The sequence below is a fragment of the Thermoanaerobacter sp. X514 genome, assembly GCF_000019065.1.
GTDB classification, from domain to species: Bacteria; Bacillota; Thermoanaerobacteria; order Thermoanaerobacterales; family Thermoanaerobacteraceae; genus Thermoanaerobacter; species Thermoanaerobacter pseudethanolicus.
In genome coordinates this window covers 2072220-2088329 of record NC_010320.1, presented here as the reverse complement: position 1 = coordinate 2088329, position 16110 = coordinate 2072220, and the positions used below count along the sequence as shown (strand labels likewise).

Annotated in this window: 20 protein-coding genes, 6 tRNA genes and 1 pseudogene; 24 read left to right on the top strand and 3 right to left on the bottom strand. The window is 33.9% G+C overall.

What is annotated here, in order from left to right:
* The first annotated feature begins 12 nt into the window (after positions 1 to 12).
* The 4 genes from prmA to TETH514_RS10445 all read left to right on the top strand — a co-directional run bounded on the left by prmA (position 13) and on the right by TETH514_RS10445 (position 3458).
* Complete coding sequence (gene prmA / locus TETH514_RS10460; RefSeq protein ID WP_009052594.1) at positions 13 to 939, top strand: 50S ribosomal protein L11 methyltransferase; 927 nt, start codon at positions 13 to 15, stop codon at positions 937 to 939.
* Positions 940 to 945: 6 nt separating this feature from the next.
* Complete coding sequence (locus TETH514_RS10455; RefSeq protein ID WP_009052593.1) at positions 946 to 1683, top strand: 16S rRNA (uracil(1498)-N(3))-methyltransferase; 738 nt, start codon at positions 946 to 948, stop codon at positions 1681 to 1683.
* Between the two features lie 119 nt (positions 1684 to 1802).
* Positions 1803 to 2081 carry an ACT domain-containing protein gene (locus tag TETH514_RS10450; protein WP_012994981.1) on the top strand — a complete coding sequence of 93 codons (279 nt, stop codon included), beginning with the start codon at positions 1803 to 1805 and terminating at the stop codon, positions 2079 to 2081.
* Positions 2082 to 2090: 9 nt separating this feature from the next.
* On the top strand, positions 2091 to 3458 hold the full coding sequence (locus TETH514_RS10445) for a PFL family protein (RefSeq protein WP_009052591.1): 1368 nt from the start codon (positions 2091 to 2093) through the stop codon (positions 3456 to 3458).
* A gap of 173 nt (positions 3459 to 3631) precedes the next feature.
* On the opposite strand, the gene TETH514_RS10440 is transcribed toward TETH514_RS10445, so the two are convergent.
* The 3 genes from TETH514_RS10440 to TETH514_RS10430 form a co-directional block, all read right to left on the bottom strand.
* The gene (locus TETH514_RS10440; protein WP_009052590.1) at positions 3632 to 3871 is read right to left on the bottom strand and encodes a thioredoxin family protein; all 240 of its coding nucleotides are present in this window, start codon (positions 3869 to 3871) and stop codon (positions 3632 to 3634) included.
* A 72-nt stretch (positions 3872 to 3943) separates the two neighbouring features.
* On the bottom strand, positions 3944 to 5122 hold the full coding sequence (locus TETH514_RS10435) for a permease (RefSeq protein WP_009052589.1): 1179 nt from the start codon (positions 5120 to 5122) through the stop codon (positions 3944 to 3946).
* A 51-nt stretch (positions 5123 to 5173) separates the two neighbouring features.
* Entirely contained in the window at positions 5174 to 5497 is a 324-nt protein-coding gene (locus tag TETH514_RS10430; protein WP_009052238.1) for a helix-turn-helix transcriptional regulator, read from the bottom strand.
* Positions 5498 to 5837: 340 nt separating this feature from the next.
* On the opposite strand from TETH514_RS10430, the gene pepV reads away from it, so the two are divergent.
* The 20 genes and pseudogenes from pepV to ytxC all read left to right on the top strand — a co-directional run bounded on the left by pepV (position 5838) and on the right by ytxC (position 16039).
* Positions 5838 to 7232, top strand: a complete 1395-nt coding sequence (gene pepV, locus TETH514_RS10425; protein WP_003867222.1) for a dipeptidase PepV — start codon at positions 5838 to 5840, stop codon at positions 7230 to 7232.
* 261 nt (positions 7233 to 7493) lie between these two features.
* A tRNA-Val gene (locus tag TETH514_RS10420) sits at positions 7494 to 7570 on the top strand.
* 234 nt (positions 7571 to 7804) lie between these two features.
* Positions 7805 to 8578 carry a prolipoprotein diacylglyceryl transferase gene (locus TETH514_RS10415; RefSeq protein ID WP_003867223.1) on the top strand — a complete coding sequence of 258 codons (774 nt, stop codon included), beginning with the start codon at positions 7805 to 7807 and terminating at the stop codon, positions 8576 to 8578.
* 26 nt (positions 8579 to 8604) lie between these two features.
* Positions 8605 to 8718, top strand: a pseudogene (locus TETH514_RS13200) (Uma2 family endonuclease); the annotation flags it as partial.
* Between the two features lie 76 nt (positions 8719 to 8794).
* Positions 8795 to 9259 (top strand): GAF domain-containing protein, encoded by a 465-nt coding sequence (locus TETH514_RS10410; RefSeq protein ID WP_009052588.1) that lies wholly within the window; start codon positions 8795 to 8797, stop codon positions 9257 to 9259.
* A gap of 53 nt (positions 9260 to 9312) precedes the next feature.
* On the top strand, positions 9313 to 9534 hold the full coding sequence (locus tag TETH514_RS10405; protein ID WP_003867225.1) for a NifU family protein: 222 nt from the start codon (positions 9313 to 9315) through the stop codon (positions 9532 to 9534).
* A 105-nt stretch (positions 9535 to 9639) separates the two neighbouring features.
* Complete coding sequence (locus TETH514_RS12605; protein ID WP_157748019.1) at positions 9640 to 9783, top strand: zinc ribbon domain-containing protein; 144 nt, start codon at positions 9640 to 9642, stop codon at positions 9781 to 9783.
* 340 nt (positions 9784 to 10123) lie between these two features.
* Positions 10124 to 10294 carry a small, acid-soluble spore protein, alpha/beta type gene (locus TETH514_RS10400; RefSeq protein ID WP_003867226.1) on the top strand — a complete coding sequence of 57 codons (171 nt, stop codon included), beginning with the start codon at positions 10124 to 10126 and terminating at the stop codon, positions 10292 to 10294.
* A gap of 25 nt (positions 10295 to 10319) precedes the next feature.
* Entirely contained in the window at positions 10320 to 11066 is a 747-nt protein-coding gene (locus TETH514_RS10395; protein WP_009052587.1) for an NAD-dependent protein deacylase, read from the top strand.
* 75 nt (positions 11067 to 11141) lie between these two features.
* Positions 11142 to 11345 (top strand): cold-shock protein, encoded by a 204-nt coding sequence (locus tag TETH514_RS10390; protein WP_009052586.1) that lies wholly within the window; start codon positions 11142 to 11144, stop codon positions 11343 to 11345.
* 60 nt (positions 11346 to 11405) lie between these two features.
* Positions 11406 to 12290 carry an Hsp33 family molecular chaperone HslO gene (gene hslO, locus TETH514_RS10385; protein ID WP_009052585.1) on the top strand — a complete coding sequence of 295 codons (885 nt, stop codon included), beginning with the start codon at positions 11406 to 11408 and terminating at the stop codon, positions 12288 to 12290.
* A gap of 125 nt (positions 12291 to 12415) precedes the next feature.
* Positions 12416 to 12491 (top strand) — tRNA-Val (locus TETH514_RS10380).
* A gap of 1 nt (position 12492) precedes the next feature.
* Positions 12493 to 12569: transfer RNA gene (locus TETH514_RS10375), tRNA-Asp, on the top strand.
* A gap of 5 nt (positions 12570 to 12574) precedes the next feature.
* A tRNA-Phe gene (locus TETH514_RS10370) sits at positions 12575 to 12650 on the top strand.
* Between the two features lie 5 nt (positions 12651 to 12655).
* Positions 12656 to 12731 (top strand) — tRNA-Gly (locus tag TETH514_RS10365).
* 4 nt (positions 12732 to 12735) lie between these two features.
* Positions 12736 to 12810, top strand: a tRNA-Cys gene (locus TETH514_RS10360).
* Positions 12811 to 12921: 111 nt separating this feature from the next.
* A complete protein-coding gene (locus tag TETH514_RS10355) occupies positions 12922 to 13257 on the top strand; it encodes a thioredoxin family protein (protein WP_003867230.1) in 336 nt (111 codons plus the stop codon).
* Positions 13258 to 13355: 98 nt separating this feature from the next.
* Complete coding sequence (locus TETH514_RS10350; protein WP_012268765.1) at positions 13356 to 14312, top strand: response regulator; 957 nt, start codon at positions 13356 to 13358, stop codon at positions 14310 to 14312.
* A gap of 58 nt (positions 14313 to 14370) precedes the next feature.
* The gene (locus TETH514_RS10345; RefSeq protein WP_003867232.1) at positions 14371 to 15105 is read left to right on the top strand and encodes a DUF6873 family GME fold protein; all 735 of its coding nucleotides are present in this window, start codon (positions 14371 to 14373) and stop codon (positions 15103 to 15105) included.
* A gap of 55 nt (positions 15106 to 15160) precedes the next feature.
* A complete protein-coding gene (gene ytxC, locus TETH514_RS10340) occupies positions 15161 to 16039 on the top strand; it encodes a putative sporulation protein YtxC (RefSeq protein ID WP_003867233.1) in 879 nt (292 codons plus the stop codon).
* Positions 16040 to 16110 lie beyond the last annotated feature (71 nt).

The window sequence follows — 16110 nt, the reverse complement described above, 5'->3', positions numbered from 1 at the left end:
GGTGTGAAAAGAATGAAATGGATTGAAGTACAAGTTACAACTACACAAGAAGCAGAAGAGGCTGTGACAAATATCATGCACGAATTAGGAGCTGGCGGTGTAGTTATAAAAAACCCTAATGATGTAAAACTGTTGGCGCAAAGTGATAATTGGGATTATTTGGATTCTTCTCTTTTTGAAGAAGAGGGAAATATTAAGGTTTTTGCCTATTTTCCTATTGCTTCAGATACTACAGATAAAATAAATATTTTAAAAGATAGAATTGTAGAACTTAAATCTTTTGGAATTGATATAGGCAATTTTGACGTAAAAGTCTCAGAAGTAGATGAAGCGGACTGGGAAAACAATTGGAAACAGTACTACAAGCCTCTAAAAATAGGGAAGAAAATAGTGATTAAGCCTTCTTGGGAAGAATATGTATCTCAAGGAGAAGAGATAATTATCGAGTTAGACCCCGGAATGGCTTTTGGCACAGGCACCCATGAGACTACAAAGATGTGTTTGGAGTTTTTAGAAGATATTGTGATGCCAGAAAGCATAGTTTTTGATGTAGGTTGTGGCTCAGGGATACTTAGTATTACTAGTAGCAAATTAGGAGCAAAGGAAGTTTATGCGGCAGATATAGACGAAGTTTCTGTGGAAGTAGCTCGACAAAATGTAGAATTAAATAACTTGCAAAATGTAAAAGTATTTAAAAGTGATTTATTAGGCGAATTTAGAGGAAAAGCGGATATTATAGTGGCAAATATAATTGCTGATGTGATAATTAGGTTGTCGGCAGAGGCTCCTAAATACTTAAAAGAAGAGGGCTTATTTTTAGCTAGTGGTATAATAAAAAGTAGAAAAAAAGAAGTCATGGAAAAAATACAGCCATTTTTTGAGATATTGCAAATAAAAGAAGAAGGAGAATGGTGTACAATATTATCAAGGAAAAAGTGAGTTATTATGAGGAAATTTTTTGTTGATAAAGAAAAAATAAAAGAAAATTTTGCCTATATAGAGGGAAAAGATACTCATCACATAATAAATGTTCTTCGATTGAAAAAAGGAGATGAAATTGTAATATCTGACGGTTCTACTGAATATCAAACATCTATTTATGGCGTAGAAAAAAACAGAGTAATTTTATTTTTAGAAAGCAAATTACAATCGAATACTGAAAGTTCAATTGAAATTGCATTATTTCAGGGTTTGCCCAAGTCAGATAAAATGGAATTAATAATTCAAAAATGTACAGAGATAGGAGTTAAAAAATTTATTCCCATTATAACTCGCTATTCGGTTGTAGATATAAAAAACAGCAATTTAAACAAAAAAATTGAAAGATGGAATAAGATATCTCGGGAAGCCTGTAAACAATCGGGCAGAACGTCATTGCCCGAAATTTGTATGCCTATTTCTTTTGAGGAGGCATTAAAGCAAATTGAGGAATTTGACTTATGTATAATCCCATACGAAAAAGAAAAAACTTTAAAATTAAAAGAAGTATTAGATGGAGTAAAAAATATTAAAAAAGTTGCTATTTTTGTAGGTCCTGAAGGAGGATTTTCAGAAGAGGAAGTTGATTTGGCTTTAAGGTATAGCGCTAAACTTGTGAGTTTGGGACCGAGGATTTTAAGAACAGAGACAGCAGCTATTAGTGTGTGTTCCATAGTGATGTATGAGTTGGGAGATATGGGTTAACAATAGGAACACAAAAGTTATATTACATAAAACTACGAAAAAACAATTAAAAAATGTATATTTGCAAATATATTCGCACTATAGTATACTATACAGAAATAGGGCAAGGAGTGGTTTTGGTGAATGTGCAAAAAGCGATTATATCCATAATTGGAGTAGACAAGGTCGGTATTATTTACTCTGTTTCAAAATTGTTAGCTGAAGCAAATATAAATATTCTCGACATCAGCCAGACAATTTTAAGGGATATATTTACTATGATTATGATTGTTGATATATCAAATAGTACAGTGGAATTTAATATTTTAAAAGAAAACTTAAATTCTCTTGGAGAGAAAATGGGACTTAAGATTGATATTCAAAAAGAAGACATATTCAGGGCAATGCATAGACTGTGAGGGATTGATATGAGATTTGCGTTTGATGAAATAGAAGAAACCATACGTATGGTACAAGCTGAAAAACTTGACATAAGAACTATAACAATGGGTATAAATTTAAGAGATTGCGTAAGCGATAATGTAGAAACTTTATCAAATAAAATATACGATAAAATTACAAAAAAGGCAAAGAATCTCGTAAAAGTAGCAAATGACCTTGAATCAGAATTTGGCATACCTATTGTCAACAAACGCATTTCTGTAACACCAATAGCTTTAATTTCCGAAAGCGCAAAAAGCACGGAAGATTTTATAAAAATAGCAAAGGCACTGGATGCTGCAGCAAAAGAAGTCGGGGTTAATTTCATCGGAGGGTACTCGGCACTTGTACACAAAGGTTTTACTGATGGTGATTTAAGATTAATAAATTCAATACCTGAAGCATTATCTTCTACTGAACGGGTTTGTTCTTCAATCAATGTAGCTACAACAAAAGCAGGTATAAATATGGATGCCGTAGCTTTAATGGGGAAAATAATTAAAAAAACCGCCGAACTTACAAAAGACAAAGACGGAATAGGTGCAGCTAAACTTGTAGTTTTCTGTAATGCGCCGGGAGACAATCCATTTATGGCGGGTGCTTTTCACGGTGTAGGTGAAGGCGAATGCGTCATTAATGTTGGCGTAAGTGGACCAGGCGTAATTTTAGCAGCACTTTCAAAGCTTGATAACAAAGCTGATTTTGGTCAAATTTCCGAAATTATTAAAAAAACTTCCTTTAAGATTGCACGTGCAGGTGAACTTATAGGAAGGCTTGCAGCAGAAAGATTAAACACATCTTTTGGCATACTTGACCTGTCGCTTGCACCAACTCCCGAAATTGGTGATAGTATCGCAAACATACTTGAAGCAATGGGACTTTCAAAATGCGGTGCACCTGGTACAACAGCAGCACTGGCGCTCTTAAATGATGCCGTCAAAAAAGGCGGTGTAATGGCATCATCCTATGTTGGAGGTTTAAGCGGTGCTTTTATACCTGTAAGTGAAGACGCAGGAATGATAAGCGCTGTTGAGGCAGGTGCGCTATCAATAGAAAAGCTTGAAGCAATGACATGCGTGTGTTCTGTTGGGCTTGACATGATTGCAATACCTGGGGACACGCCAGCCGAAACTATATCAGCAATAATTGCAGATGAGATGGCAATAGGCATGATAAACAAAAAGACAACAGCTGTAAGGATCATCCCTGTACCCGGCAAAAAAGAAGGAGACCATGTCGAATTTGGTGGACTTTTGGGACACGCACCTGTTATGAAAGTAAACAATTTTTCCGCCGATACATTTATAAAAAGAGGTGGCAGGATTCCTGCTCCGCTTCAGAGCTTGAATAATTAATTCTATAAGAAAATAAAAATCACCTTATTCATTTGAGATTTTCAACAAGGTTTCATCAGAAGGACGGAGCTTGCCAATTTGTTGACGATGAAGCTTACAAGTTGGCTAACTATGCAAAAGGGTTTGTTTCTGAAGTTTATGAAGTAGAGTAAGAGGTGCAAAAATCGCACCTCTTATTTTGTATATTCTTCAATGTATTTTTTAATTTCATCTTTTGTTGCAACTCTGCCTGCAACTTTGACTTCTTCATTAATCACAAGAGCAGGTGTAATCATTACGTATTCTATAATTTTATTTAAATCCTGAACTTTTTCGACTTCTCCTTCAATTCCTAGTTCTTGTAATGCAGCCTTTGTATTTTCCTCCAAAGCTTTGCACTTTGCGCATCCCATTCCAAGAATTTTAATATTCATTATATTTTCCTCCTTTAATTTCATTTATTTATTTTATTTTCATATAAACATTTTAATTTATCATAAATTTTTTTAAATAGCTTTAAAAAAATTTCCAAAAACAAATCCAATAAAAGTCGACATTATAATTACTAAACTTACATAGGTAACAGTCTTTTTTGGTCCGAGGACGCTATTAATTACAAGCATGCTGGGGAGACTCAAAGCAGGTCCTGAGAGCAAAAGTGCGAGGGCAGGACCTTGCCCCATACCGTAACCCAAAAGGCCCTGAATTATGGGAACTTCTGTAAGAGTAGAAAAATACATAAAAGCACCTATTATTGAAGCAATGAAGTTTGAAAGTAATGAGTTTCCACCGACAAGAGCTTCAACATACCTTGAGGGGAGTATTCCCGCATCATACCCAGGCCTTCCCATTAAAAATCCTGCTATCGCAACACCTGCAAAAAGAAGGGGAAGTATCTGTTTGGCAAGACTCCAAGTAGCTTCAATCCATGAGGTAATTTCTTCTTTTTTGAACCATTTAACAAGGATTATTGTAAGGATCACAAGGAAAAATACTGTCAAGTACCATTTTACGTTATATACAGTACTGAAAAATCCTACAGGCTGTGCGGGTTTACCCCATGCTGCAAAAATTAATATAAATACAAGGCTTGCAAAAAACAAAAAATCCTGCAATAGGCTTCTTCCTTCATTTTTTGTTGAAACTTGATAGATTTTTGACAACCTTGCCACATCTTCTTTTTTAAATATTATTTCCATGATTAAGCCAATAACAATTGAAAATAACACTGCCCCAACTGCCCTTGCTATTCCCAATTTGTATCCCAAAATTCTTGCTGTCATTATTATTGCAAGGACGTTTATTGCAGGTCCCGAATACAAAAACGCTATTGCGGGACCAAGACCAGCTCCTCTTTTATAAATTCCCGTGAAAAGTGGCAAAATCGTGCACGAGCAAACAGCAAGAATTGTTCCGGATACTGAGGCGACCGCGTAGGAAAGCCATTTTTTTGCCCCACCGCCGAAATATTTCATAACCGCCTGCTGGGAAATAAAGTTTGAAATTGCACCTGCTATGAAAAGAGCAGGTATTAAGCAGGTTAATACATGATGCCTTGCATAATCTTGAAGCATGTAAAGGGATTCTATGACAGCCCCTTTAAAGTGCATACTCTCTAAAGGCATATAGTAAACAAAAAAGAAAACACCTGCAATGACTAGAATTTTTTTAATTTCTTCCTTCATTTGTGGCCTCCTTTTTGATAAATTTTAATATTAACAAAATTATTCAACTTTCTACTTACTGGAGTCAATAAAGGAAACCTTAGTTACAAGATCACACTTTATGGTTTTGTCAATACAGATAAAATAATCTTTCATACAAGGGAATCTTACTTTGTAAAATACTGAAAGACCTTCTTTTTTGCTTTCTAAAATGCCAGCTTTTTTTAATATATTTAAATGTTTTGATATTGTTGATTGATCTACACCTATTTTATTTACAATTTCGCATACGCAAATCTCCTTTTCATTTAAAATTACGTCTAAAATTTTCAGCCTTGTCGGATGAGAAAGGGCCTTAAAAAATTCTGCGCGGAGTTCATAGATGTTTTCTGCCATGGGATTCACCTCCTATATTCCTATATTAGCATATAGGAAATATTAGGTCAACAAAAAATTTTCAAAAACCTAATAAGACAAAAGTTGGCTCATTGTATAATTAAATACAGCAAGATAAAAAAGAGAGTTAAAGCAAAAAAACTAGTACGATATTGGTACCAAATCAAATACATGGAAGATTGTTGCTATGGTGGTTCTTACTATTTGAATAGATGAATTCAAAGTATATTCTGGAGGAGTGATTGAAGAAGAAATTACAAAAAGGTGAAAACATATTGAAAACATTTAAATGAAAGCATATAATAGAAGGTGTGATTACCAAAGTATTGGGGGGATTTTTATGGATTTAAATTCCTACATAGACAATATGAGAGATGACATTATAAAATCAGTTCAAGAGTTGGTCAGGATAAAAAGCGTACAAGATGAACCGAAACCAGGAATGCCTTATGGAGAAGGTATTGCTAAGGCATTGGACAAAGCTTTAGAGATTGCACAAAGTTTAGGCTTAAAAACTAAAAATGTGGATGGCTATGTAGGGTATGCAGAATACGGCGAAGGAGAAGAAATGATAGGAGTTTTGGGACATTTAGATGTGGTTCCAGAAGGTGATGGGTGGACTTATCCACCTTATGGTGCTGAAATCCATGATGGAAAGATATATGGAAGAGGTACTGTAGATGATAAGGGACCGATAATCGCTGCTTTATATGGCTTAAAAGCTATAAAAGATGCAGGATTAGAACTTTCCAGAAGAGTGAGGATTTTATTTGGTACAAATGAAGAGACTGGTTCTCATGAAATTCCTTATTATTTAAAACACGATGAAGCGCCTACAATGGGCTTTACTCCTGATGCTCAATATCCCATCATATATGCAGAAAAGGGAATAACAATGTTTAATGTAGTAAAAGACTTTAATAAAAAGCCCAGCAATATAGTTATAAAATACATCAAAGGTGGAGAAAGGCCTAATGTAGTGCCAGGCTTTTGTGAAGCTGGATTAAAGGTAAAAGAGGCAAATAAGAAGAAAGAAATTCAAGATAAGCTAGAAGCTTTCGTAAAAGAGACGGGTTACAATTTGAAGGCTGAAGAAAAAGACGAAATGCTTGTAATCAAATCAGTAGGGGTTTCGGCTCATGGCAGCCTTCCACACTTAGGGAAAAATGCTATAATGCAGCTATTTCTCTTCCTTGACAGAATCGATTTAGAAGATAGCGATGTCAAAGATTTTATACATTTCTTCGCTACAAATATTGGAATAGAAACAAACGGAAAAACTTTTGGAATATACTTAAAAGATGAAACAGGAGAATTGACTTTTAACGTTGGTACAATTCAATTAGATGAAAGCAAAGGAGTATTAGGTTTAAATATCAGGTATCCTGTAAAATATAAATATGAGGATTGGATGAATATTTTTGAGAATAAAATCAAAACTAATGGAATGAGAATAGAAGACATGCTCCATCAGCCACCTTTGTATTTCCCACCAGCCCATCCTTTGATAAAAACTTTGAGCAAGGTTTATGAAGAACAGACAGGACAGAAGGCAGAGCTTTTAGCAATAGGTGGAGGAACTTACGCGAAAGAGATGCCTAACACAGTGGCTTTTGGGCCTGTTTTCCCAGGCAAGCCAGAGTTAGCACATCAAGCGGATGAATATATAGAAATTGAAGATTTGATATTAAATGCAAAAATTTATGCTCACGCTATATATGAATTAGCAAAATAAAATCCCTCTTTTGAGGGATTTTATTTTAAACTAAAATATAGTTTCTTTTCCTCTACTATAAATCCTAATTCTTTCCAAGGCAAAGATATAACACAAAATGATATTCTTATTTGGCGATTTTTACTATATAGTATATGTTATTATGCAACTAAGTGGTTTTATATTATAAATTCTATTAAAACGTTTAAATTCCTTCTTTGTATTAAAAAATTTGAGATTGACATGTTTTAGAAGGATGTGTATAATAAAAATATAGAAAGTGGGGTTATAGCTCAGCTGGTCAGAGCGCTACGCTCACATCGTAGAGGTCACAGGTTCGATTCCTGTTAACCCCACCAGTAAAATAGCGAGTTTCCGGTACTTAGTTAGTACCGGGTTTTTTGTTTTATTGCCTATTTGGTGCCAAAACTTTTTATGGTTTGGAAGATTCTTTTTATTTCAGGGCCACATAAAAGCATTGTAAGGAAATAAAAGTCGCCTCTTGACATATTATCGAAATGCTGTAGAATGGTATTATAATGAAAATCTTATCAGAGTTTTCTGTTTAAAAACTATTGTATGGAGGTTGTATAATGTACATTCCGACAATTAGCCCTTATGCTTTTAAAATTGGACCTATTGACGTTCATTGGTATGGAATTTTTATGGCTATTTCCATTGCTATTGGTGGATATTATTTGTACCGACAAGCTATGAAATTGAACTACGATGAAGATTTTTTGCTTAATCTTTTGATGATTGTAGTAATTTCGGGAGTTGTAGGTGCCCGACTTATGTTTGTGTTGGCAAATTACCCTGAGTGGTTTATTAAAGATCCTGTTCAGGTTTTAAAAATTTATGAGGGCGGATTATCTTGGCATGGAGCAGTTTTAGGTGGTTTTTTGGCAGGGCTTTATTATTGTCGTAAAAAAGGTGTGAGGATAAATCCTTTGGAGGATTTTGCTGTTTTAGGACTTTCAATTGGTAATATATTAGTCAGAATAGGCAATATATTTAACCAAGAAGTATTAGGAAGGCCTACAGAATTTGCTTTTGGCAGATGGCCTGCACAGCTGGTAGGAGTTGCAATGGGAATAATTCTTCTTATAAGGTATTTTTATATACAAAAAAAACATATGCCTGATGGATATCAATTTTGGTCTTTTATATTTTATTATCAATTGATGAGAGGTTTAATTGAAGAAACCGTAAGAGACAATCCTTTAATATGGCCTGTATATTTAAATGAAAAATGGGGAATAGGATTTTTTACTTTAACTCAGTTAGTAACACCTTTCATTTTAATTTTGGCCTATTGGATGATTAGAAGGGTTTTAAATGACCCCAATAAACAATTTTACAATTAAACACTGCCCTTGAGGCAGTTTTTTAGCAATTTTACGATTATCTAAAAAATAGACCATACAACGTATACTTGTCATTTTTTGGTGTTAGATTTCCTAAAGGTAATGAGATAAAAACTATTATCGATCCAGATATAGTGGTAAAAAAGAACTACTTTATTTTACAATATTTTAATGGTAAAATTATATTGATAAATTTTTTACAGAGGAGCTGAAAAGATGGAAAAAAGAAAAGTTTTTGATGACTTATTAGTTAGGATTGACCAAAAGGCAAGAGAAATTGATGATATGGATGAATTTTATGGTGAAGTTGTTAAGATATTAGCAGACAATGTTCCTTACTACAATTGGACAGGTTTTTATTTCATGAAGGATGGAGAGTTAGTAATAGGACCTTATATTGGTAGACCTACAGAGCATGTGAGAATTAAAGTAGGACAGGGAGTTTGTGGAAGAGCTGTTGCAGAAAAAAATACTATAATTGTTGATGATGTCACTAAAGAAGACAATTATCTTGCCTGCAGCCTTGAGACGAAATCGGAAATTGTAGTGCCAATATGGGCTAATGGCGACATAATAGGAGAAATAGATATTGACAGCGATGATTTAGCTGCTTTTGATGAAGAAGATAAAAGATTTTTAGAAAAAGTTGCAGAAATTATAAGTCGAAAACTCAAAAAATAGATTTCCATTGATTTTTTGTGGTATAATAATTGTGTCAGGAAGGAGGATAGGCTATGAGAGAAAGAGTAGAAGAAGTATTAGAGCTTCTAAGGCCATCTCTTCAAGCAGACGGAGGAGATGTGGAACTTATTGACGTTACAGAGGATGGAATTGTAAAGGTAAGGCTGACAGGTGCTTGTGGAGGGTGCCCTTTTGCTACGTTGACGCTGAAAGAAGGCATTGAAAGGGCCATCAAAGAAGAAATTCCTGAAGTTAAGGAAGTAATAGCAGTTTAAAAATCCGGGTTATCCGGATTTTTTTATTATATAAGCGGAAATTTTTAACAATACATAGAATAGTGTAAGAGTATTGTTATCAAGATTAAGATTGTATATAGAGGATTGTATGTATGTCAGAATTGTGGGATTGTAGTAAATGGCGACGTGAATGGAGCAGTAAACATATTACGAAGAGTATCTCCGAATCTTAAAAAAGATAGGGGTAGAGGGTTCTTGGACAACCCAGTTAGGATAAAAGTATCCTAACGAATCTCCCTTTTCTATAAGAGGGAGAGGTTCAAGGGATTGATGCTAAAGGTGGTATTTTTACTAATTATAAAGGAAATGATATTAAAGAAGAAATGGTTACACTGGATTTTGTAAAATTAAAAGGTAATTATTTTGATTTAAGAAATCCAGAGACAAATGCTCATGATATAGCAAGAAGTTAAAAAATAGATAAAATTTCTTTGATTAAATCTGGCTATGTGAATAATTTTTATTTGACTGGTAAACCAGCTGTGAATATGATTGGAATTTTATAATGATAATATAACTATTGAAACAAATAGGGAAGGAATAATTGAAAATTGGGAGGAGGATTAAAATGGACAATGAAATTTTGAAACTTGAAGCGGCTGAAGAATTAGGACTTCTTGAAAAGGTAAAAAAAGTTGGATGGTCGAAGTTGTCTGCCCAAGAAACAGGGAAGATAGGTTCAATAGTTAAGAAAAAGATGAAATTGCAACAAGAGGTAGGAAAAAAGGAAAAGTTGTGATATACTCTATTTGAGGTGAATTGCCATGGGGGATAAAAATTTGTTTGAAAAAGCTGCTCGCCTCATTAAGCAGTCAAGAAAAACTATTGTATTGACAGGAGCAGGTATATCAACGGAAAGTGGTATACCTGATTTTAGAAGTCCCGGAAGGGGTTTGTGGGAGAACTTAGATCCAATGGAGGTTTTGTCAACGGGAGTATTGTACAATTTCCCGGAGGAATTTTATAAAGTTGGCTTCAAGATTTTGTCTTCAATGAGAAATGCTGAGCCTAATGAAGCTCATTACATATTAAGCGAAATGGAGAAAGAAGGTATAATTTTTGGAGTAATTACACAAAATATAGACAATCTTCATCAAAAAGCTGGTTCTAAAAATGTATTTGAAGTCCACGGCAATACGAGAGAAGGAAGTTGTTTACGTTGTGGTAAAAAAGTTTCTTTTGAAGTTTTAGAGGAAAAAGTAAGTAAAAAACAAATTCCTCCTCGCTGTGATGATTGTAATGGCGTATTGCGCCCAGATGTGGTGCTTTTTGGAGACCCTATGCCTTATGCATTTGATTTGGCAGTAAAAGAAGTAAAGTCCAGCGATTTATTAATAGTCATAGGTTCTTCCTTGGCAGTTTCGCCAGTGAACTTTTTGCCAGATACAGTAAGACATTTGATAATTATAAATGCGACAGAGACTCCCTATGATTATAAAGCTGATGTAGTTATAAGAGAAAAAGCAAGTTATGCTCTTAGAAATATATGGGATATAATAAAATTTCAATAAAAAAATTTGACAATTTGATATATAAGTGCTATGATAGAGAAGTAAATTATTTATCAAGTTTGGAGGAAGATATAAATGGTAAGAGGTAAAGTAAAATGGTTTAATGCCGAGAAAGGCTATGGCTTTATTGAAAGGGAGGATGGCACAGACGTATTTGTCCATTACTCAGCAATTGAAGGCGATGGCTTTAAGACATTAGAGGAAGGACAAAAAGTTGAATTCGAGGTAGTTGAAGCTACAAAAGGACCACAAGCTTCTAAGGTAAGAAAGGTAAACTGACGCGAAATCAAACCCTAACATTAAATATGTTAGGGTTTTTTGATATAGGAGGTATTTACGATGAGGGATTATATTGTGCGAGCTACAGCTTATAATAATAAAATATTAGCTATTGCAGCTTTTTCAACACAAACTGCCCAGAAGGCTAAAGAAATTCACAATCTCACACCTACCACTTGTGCAGCTTTAGGAAGAGCTTTGACAGCTGTCGCGATGATGAGAGTTATGATGAAGGGAGAAAAAGATAAGGTTACCTTAGTTATAAAAGGTGATGGACCGATTGGGAATATCGTTGTAGTGTCAAATTACCCGGGAATTGTCAAAGGGTATGTAGGGAATCCTACAGTGGATTTACCACTGTCTGAAAAAGGGAAATTAGATGTAGGCAAAGCTGTTGGTAAAAATGGATATGTGACTGTCATAAAGGATATAGGTTTAAAAGAACCCTACGTTGGAACTGTAGAGCTTCAAACTGGGGAAATCGGAGAAGATATAGCCTATTATTTTTATACCTCTGAACAGGTACCTTCTGCTGTTGGGGTAGGAGTGTTAGTTGGAAAAGAAGGAAATGTTTTAGCTTCTGGAGGCTTTATTATACAATTATTGCCTAATATTGAAGAAGAAGTTGTAGCAAAGGTAGAGGAAGCACTCAAGAATATTTCTTCAGTGACAGAATTGTTAAGGAAAGGATATCTGCCAGAAGATATATTGAACCATATATTAGGGGAGATGGGACTTAATATTTTAGAAAGAGTAGATTTAAAATATGAATGTGATTGTTCACAAGAAAGATTTGAAACTGCTATAATTGCTCTTGGAAAAGAGGAGATAAAAAAACTTATTGCAGAAGGACAATCAGTTGAAGCTGTATGCCATTTTTGTGGTAAAAAGTATCTGATAGAGGAAAGTAGGCTTAAAGAATTGCTGAGAATTGCAGAGGAATAAAGCAAATTTAAGAGAATAATTGATATTTTTTATTCTTAATTAGACGTAAAGGCGAAAAAATCCTCAAAATAGTGTTGACTAATAGCAGTTTTTTATGTATACTATTACTTGCACGGCAGTAAAATGGTCGTATAGCTCAGCTGGGAGAGCACCTGCCTTACAAGCAGGGGGTCATAGGTTCGAGTCCTATTGCGACCACCACGGCCCAATAGCTCAGTTGGTTAGAGCGCCAGCCTGTCACGCTGGAGGTCGAGGGTTCAAGTCCCTTTTGGGTCGCCAGTTATGCCTCGATAGCTCAGTAGGTAGAGCAAGGGACTGAAAATCCCTGTGTCAGTGGTTCGATTCCACTTCGAGGCACCATTTGTGCGGACATAGCTCAGTTGGTAGAGCATCACCTTGCCAAGGTGAGGGTCGCGAGTTCGAGTCTCGTTGTCCGCTCCAGTATGGCGACATAGCCAAGTGGTAAGGCAGAGGTCTGCAAAACCTTTATTCCCCGGTTCGAATCCGGGTGTCGCCTCCATAAAAATATGAAACTTTAGTGAATAAGGTTATGAAAAAGCCCTGGAAGGGGCTTATATTTTTTAATTTTTAAAATCTAATTGTTTATAGTCTTTTGGGTAGGAGGGAAATTATGGAGAAAATTATCGACATAGAAAATATAGAACAAATTATAAAGGAAAATGATATGGTATTTCTTTATTTTTCTACACAAGATTGCGGAATATGTACTTCATTGCTTCCTAAACTTGAAGGAATGCTAGTAAACTATCCAAAAATAAAAAGTTTTCACATTCCTATTGACGAGATTCCGCTGGCTTCTGGTAAGTTTTCTGTTTTTACTGTTCCTACTGTAATAGTTTATGTGGATGGAAAAGAGGCAATAAGAGAGGCTCGTTTTATAAGTATGGACACATTGGAAGAAAAAATTTCAAAATATTACTCTCTTTTCTTTGAAGAAACTGCATAAAATTTTATGTAAAATTTTTTCATTTTTAATTTAAATTTAATTTGCTAAAGTAGTAGTTTTTTTGCCAAAATTTTTATATAATATTATGGGGTTGTTAAATGTTTTTTTGTGGAGGAAGCATTGTGAAGGGGAGAAACATTCTTATTGTCGATGATAACAAACTTACAAGGAAAATTTTGAAAGATATTTTAGAAAATGCTGGGTATGGGGTGCTAGAGGCTAAAGATGGAGAAGAGGCTTTACAAATATACAAGAATAAACTACCTGATATGGTAATATTAGATATAGTTATGCCAGGCATGACTGGCTTTGACCTTTTAAGAATTTTGAGGAAAGAAGAAGAAAATTTGATGCTTCCTATAATACTTTTGACTTCACAGGACAATTTTGAAGAAAAAATTAAAGGGTTGGAATTGGGTGCAGATGATTATTTAGTGAAACCTTTTAATGACAAAGAACTTCTGTTTAAAGTCAATAATTTGTTTCAGCGGATAGAACACAACAGAATGGCCAACCCTCTTACTGGTCTTAGAGGAAATATTGACATTAAAGAAGAAATAAAAAGGCGAATTAAAGAAAACAAGCCTTATGCCATTTTGTATATTGATTTGGACAATTTTAAGTCTTATAATGATTACTATGGTTTTCTAAGAGGAGATAATGTAATAAAACTTACAGCCAAAATTTTATCAGATGCTGTAAATCTGATTGGAAATGAAAGAGATTTTTTGGGACACATAGGTGGAGATGATTTTGTGATAATTACTACTCCTGATAAAGCTGAAGAGATGTGTAAGTATATAATTTCTCGCTTTGATGAGGAAATAAAGTATTTATATGACGATGAAGATAGAAAACGGGGTTACATAGAGACAATTGGTAGGACTGGCGAAAAGATGATGTTTCCACTGGTATCAATTTCTATTGCTATTGTCACAAATGAATTTAGAGATTTTAAAAATGATTTGGAAATAAGTGCAGTAGCTGCTGAATTGAAAAAGAAATTAAAGACAATGGATGGAAGTTGTTATTTAAAAGATAGAAGAAAAGGTTAAAGAAAAGGTTAAGGGCATACAACAGTATGCCCTATCTTTGTATAAAAGAGGTGAAAAAATGTCTAATCCCTTTGTTCCCCATGGCAATTTTAAATGGGTTGTAATTGATGGAAGAGAGAGGGAAATTGGAGATAGTTTGTCTAAGTTAGGGATAAAAGTCTTATATACTGAAAAATGTGCAGATTTATACGATGCCATTTCTTTTCATCCCGATATACTTTTGCATCCCTTAGGAGACAGAGAAATCATTGTAGCTCCCAATGTGACACCAGAGTTTATACGCAAATTGAAATTAATAGGTTTAAAAGTAAAAATAGGACAAACTTTTTTGAAACGTAACTATCCTTATGATATCGCATATAATGTAGCAAGATTGGGAAACACAGCTTTTCACAATTTCAAGTACACAGATCCTGTTTTAAGAGAGTCCTTAGAAAAAAAAGGTGTCAAGTTTTTAAATGTAAAGCAAGGTTATACAAAATGTAATATGGCAATCATAGATGATAATAGCTTTATAACTTCAGACAAAGGAATATTTGAGGTAGCAGTTAGCAATGGTTTTGAAGCGCTTTTGATAGAACCCGGAGGTGTTTTTTTAAAGGGTTTTGAATACGGGTTTATTGGCGGTGCAATGGGGCTTATAGGAGAGAAAAAATTAGCAGTAACTGGTGTATTCAATTCACATAAAAATTATGAAAAAATTATTGAATTTTTAAATAAAAAAGGAATTGAAATTGTTTATCTTACTTTTAAACAAATAAAAGACATTGGTTCCATCATTCCACTGATTTAAAACAGATAAAAATGATAAAAAGACACATATACTATTAACGAAGGGAGTGAGAAAATTGCAACTATTTTCCATAGGTGTTTCAAAGGATTTAAAACTAGATGGAGAAAATTTAAAACATGGCTTAAAAAATTTAGCTGAAAATGGTATAAAGATTGCGATAAATTCTAATGTATGTGGCTCAGTTACCTATTATAGCTTAAAAGTGGAGGATAAACAAGGCTTTAGCAATGTTGCGAGAATAAGAAATTATATAGCGGAAGCTATTTCAGATATAATTGTTAACCAAATTGACAAACGGATAATAAAAAAATTAATCAATAAATATTACCATTATTTTTCAGAAGATGAAAAGGAGGAAATAGAAAAAATCGCTTACAATATTTTGGAAGATGATGTGAATAAAGAGACATTTAAATTAGCAAAAAAAGAGCAAATTTTTGTATTGGTAAGAGATTTTTTAAAAGAGAGTGATTATATAGACTTAGAAGGGTTTGTGAACTTTAGACTGAGGGATTTTATTGGTGAACTTAGCGAAGTAACAGACAAAGCTGTTGATGAATTTTTAATGAAAAAAGAGTACAACGAGTTTATAGGTTTACTTAAATACTTCGTCGAATTACAGGATTCAAAAGTTGAAATATTGAATATCATTGTCGATAAAAATGGCAAATTTAAACTTTATGATGAAAATAACAAACCAATATCTAATGATTTTATTAATGAAATAGTTACTGAATTAAAAGATGGTGTTATAAGTGATGAAGATGCTTTGATGAGCACGCTTATAACCATTGCTCCTAAAAAAATATTTTTTCATTCTATTAACAATATGAGAGATAATGAAATTCTAGAGACGGTTAAAAAAGTTTTTAATGACAAAGTAGAAATTTGTTATGGCTGTGAATTGTGTTCAAAGATTAAATGTGAAAAATAGCCCAGCTTTTAAAGCTGGGTTTTAAAATTCGTCAAAATCTGATATTATTATATTTGTGATTTTTTAAAATT

Coding starts and splice junctions, on each gene's coding strand:
- prmA (WP_009052594.1), top strand. CDS start 13: ATGAAATGGATTGAAGTACAAGTTACAACTACACAAGAAGCAGAAGAG.
- TETH514_RS10455 (WP_009052593.1), top strand. CDS start 946: ATGAGGAAATTTTTTGTTGATAAAGAAAAAATAAAAGAAAATTTTGCC.
- TETH514_RS10445 (WP_009052591.1), top strand. CDS start 2,091: ATGAGATTTGCGTTTGATGAAATAGAAGAAACCATACGTATGGTACAA.
- TETH514_RS10440 (WP_009052590.1), bottom strand. CDS start 3,871: ATGAATATTAAAATTCTTGGAATGGGATGCGCAAAGTGCAAAGCTTTG.
- TETH514_RS10435 (WP_009052589.1), bottom strand. CDS start 5,122: ATGAAGGAAGAAATTAAAAAAATTCTAGTCATTGCAGGTGTTTTCTTT.
- TETH514_RS10430 (WP_009052238.1), bottom strand. CDS start 5,497: ATGGCAGAAAACATCTATGAACTCCGCGCAGAATTTTTTAAGGCCCTT.
- pepV (WP_003867222.1), top strand. CDS start 5,838: ATGGATTTAAATTCCTACATAGACAATATGAGAGATGACATTATAAAA.
- TETH514_RS10415 (WP_003867223.1), top strand. CDS start 7,805: ATGTACATTCCGACAATTAGCCCTTATGCTTTTAAAATTGGACCTATT.
- TETH514_RS10410 (WP_009052588.1), top strand. CDS start 8,795: ATGGAAAAAAGAAAAGTTTTTGATGACTTATTAGTTAGGATTGACCAA.
- TETH514_RS10405 (WP_003867225.1), top strand. CDS start 9,313: ATGAGAGAAAGAGTAGAAGAAGTATTAGAGCTTCTAAGGCCATCTCTT.
- TETH514_RS10400 (WP_003867226.1), top strand. CDS start 10,124: ATGGACAATGAAATTTTGAAACTTGAAGCGGCTGAAGAATTAGGACTT.
- TETH514_RS10395 (WP_009052587.1), top strand. CDS start 10,320: ATGGGGGATAAAAATTTGTTTGAAAAAGCTGCTCGCCTCATTAAGCAG.
- TETH514_RS10390 (WP_009052586.1), top strand. CDS start 11,142: ATGGTAAGAGGTAAAGTAAAATGGTTTAATGCCGAGAAAGGCTATGGC.
- hslO (WP_009052585.1), top strand. CDS start 11,406: ATGAGGGATTATATTGTGCGAGCTACAGCTTATAATAATAAAATATTA.
- TETH514_RS10355 (WP_003867230.1), top strand. CDS start 12,922: ATGGAGAAAATTATCGACATAGAAAATATAGAACAAATTATAAAGGAA.
- TETH514_RS10350 (WP_012268765.1), top strand. CDS start 13,356: ATGTTTTTTTGTGGAGGAAGCATTGTGAAGGGGAGAAACATTCTTATT.
- TETH514_RS10345 (WP_003867232.1), top strand. CDS start 14,371: ATGTCTAATCCCTTTGTTCCCCATGGCAATTTTAAATGGGTTGTAATT.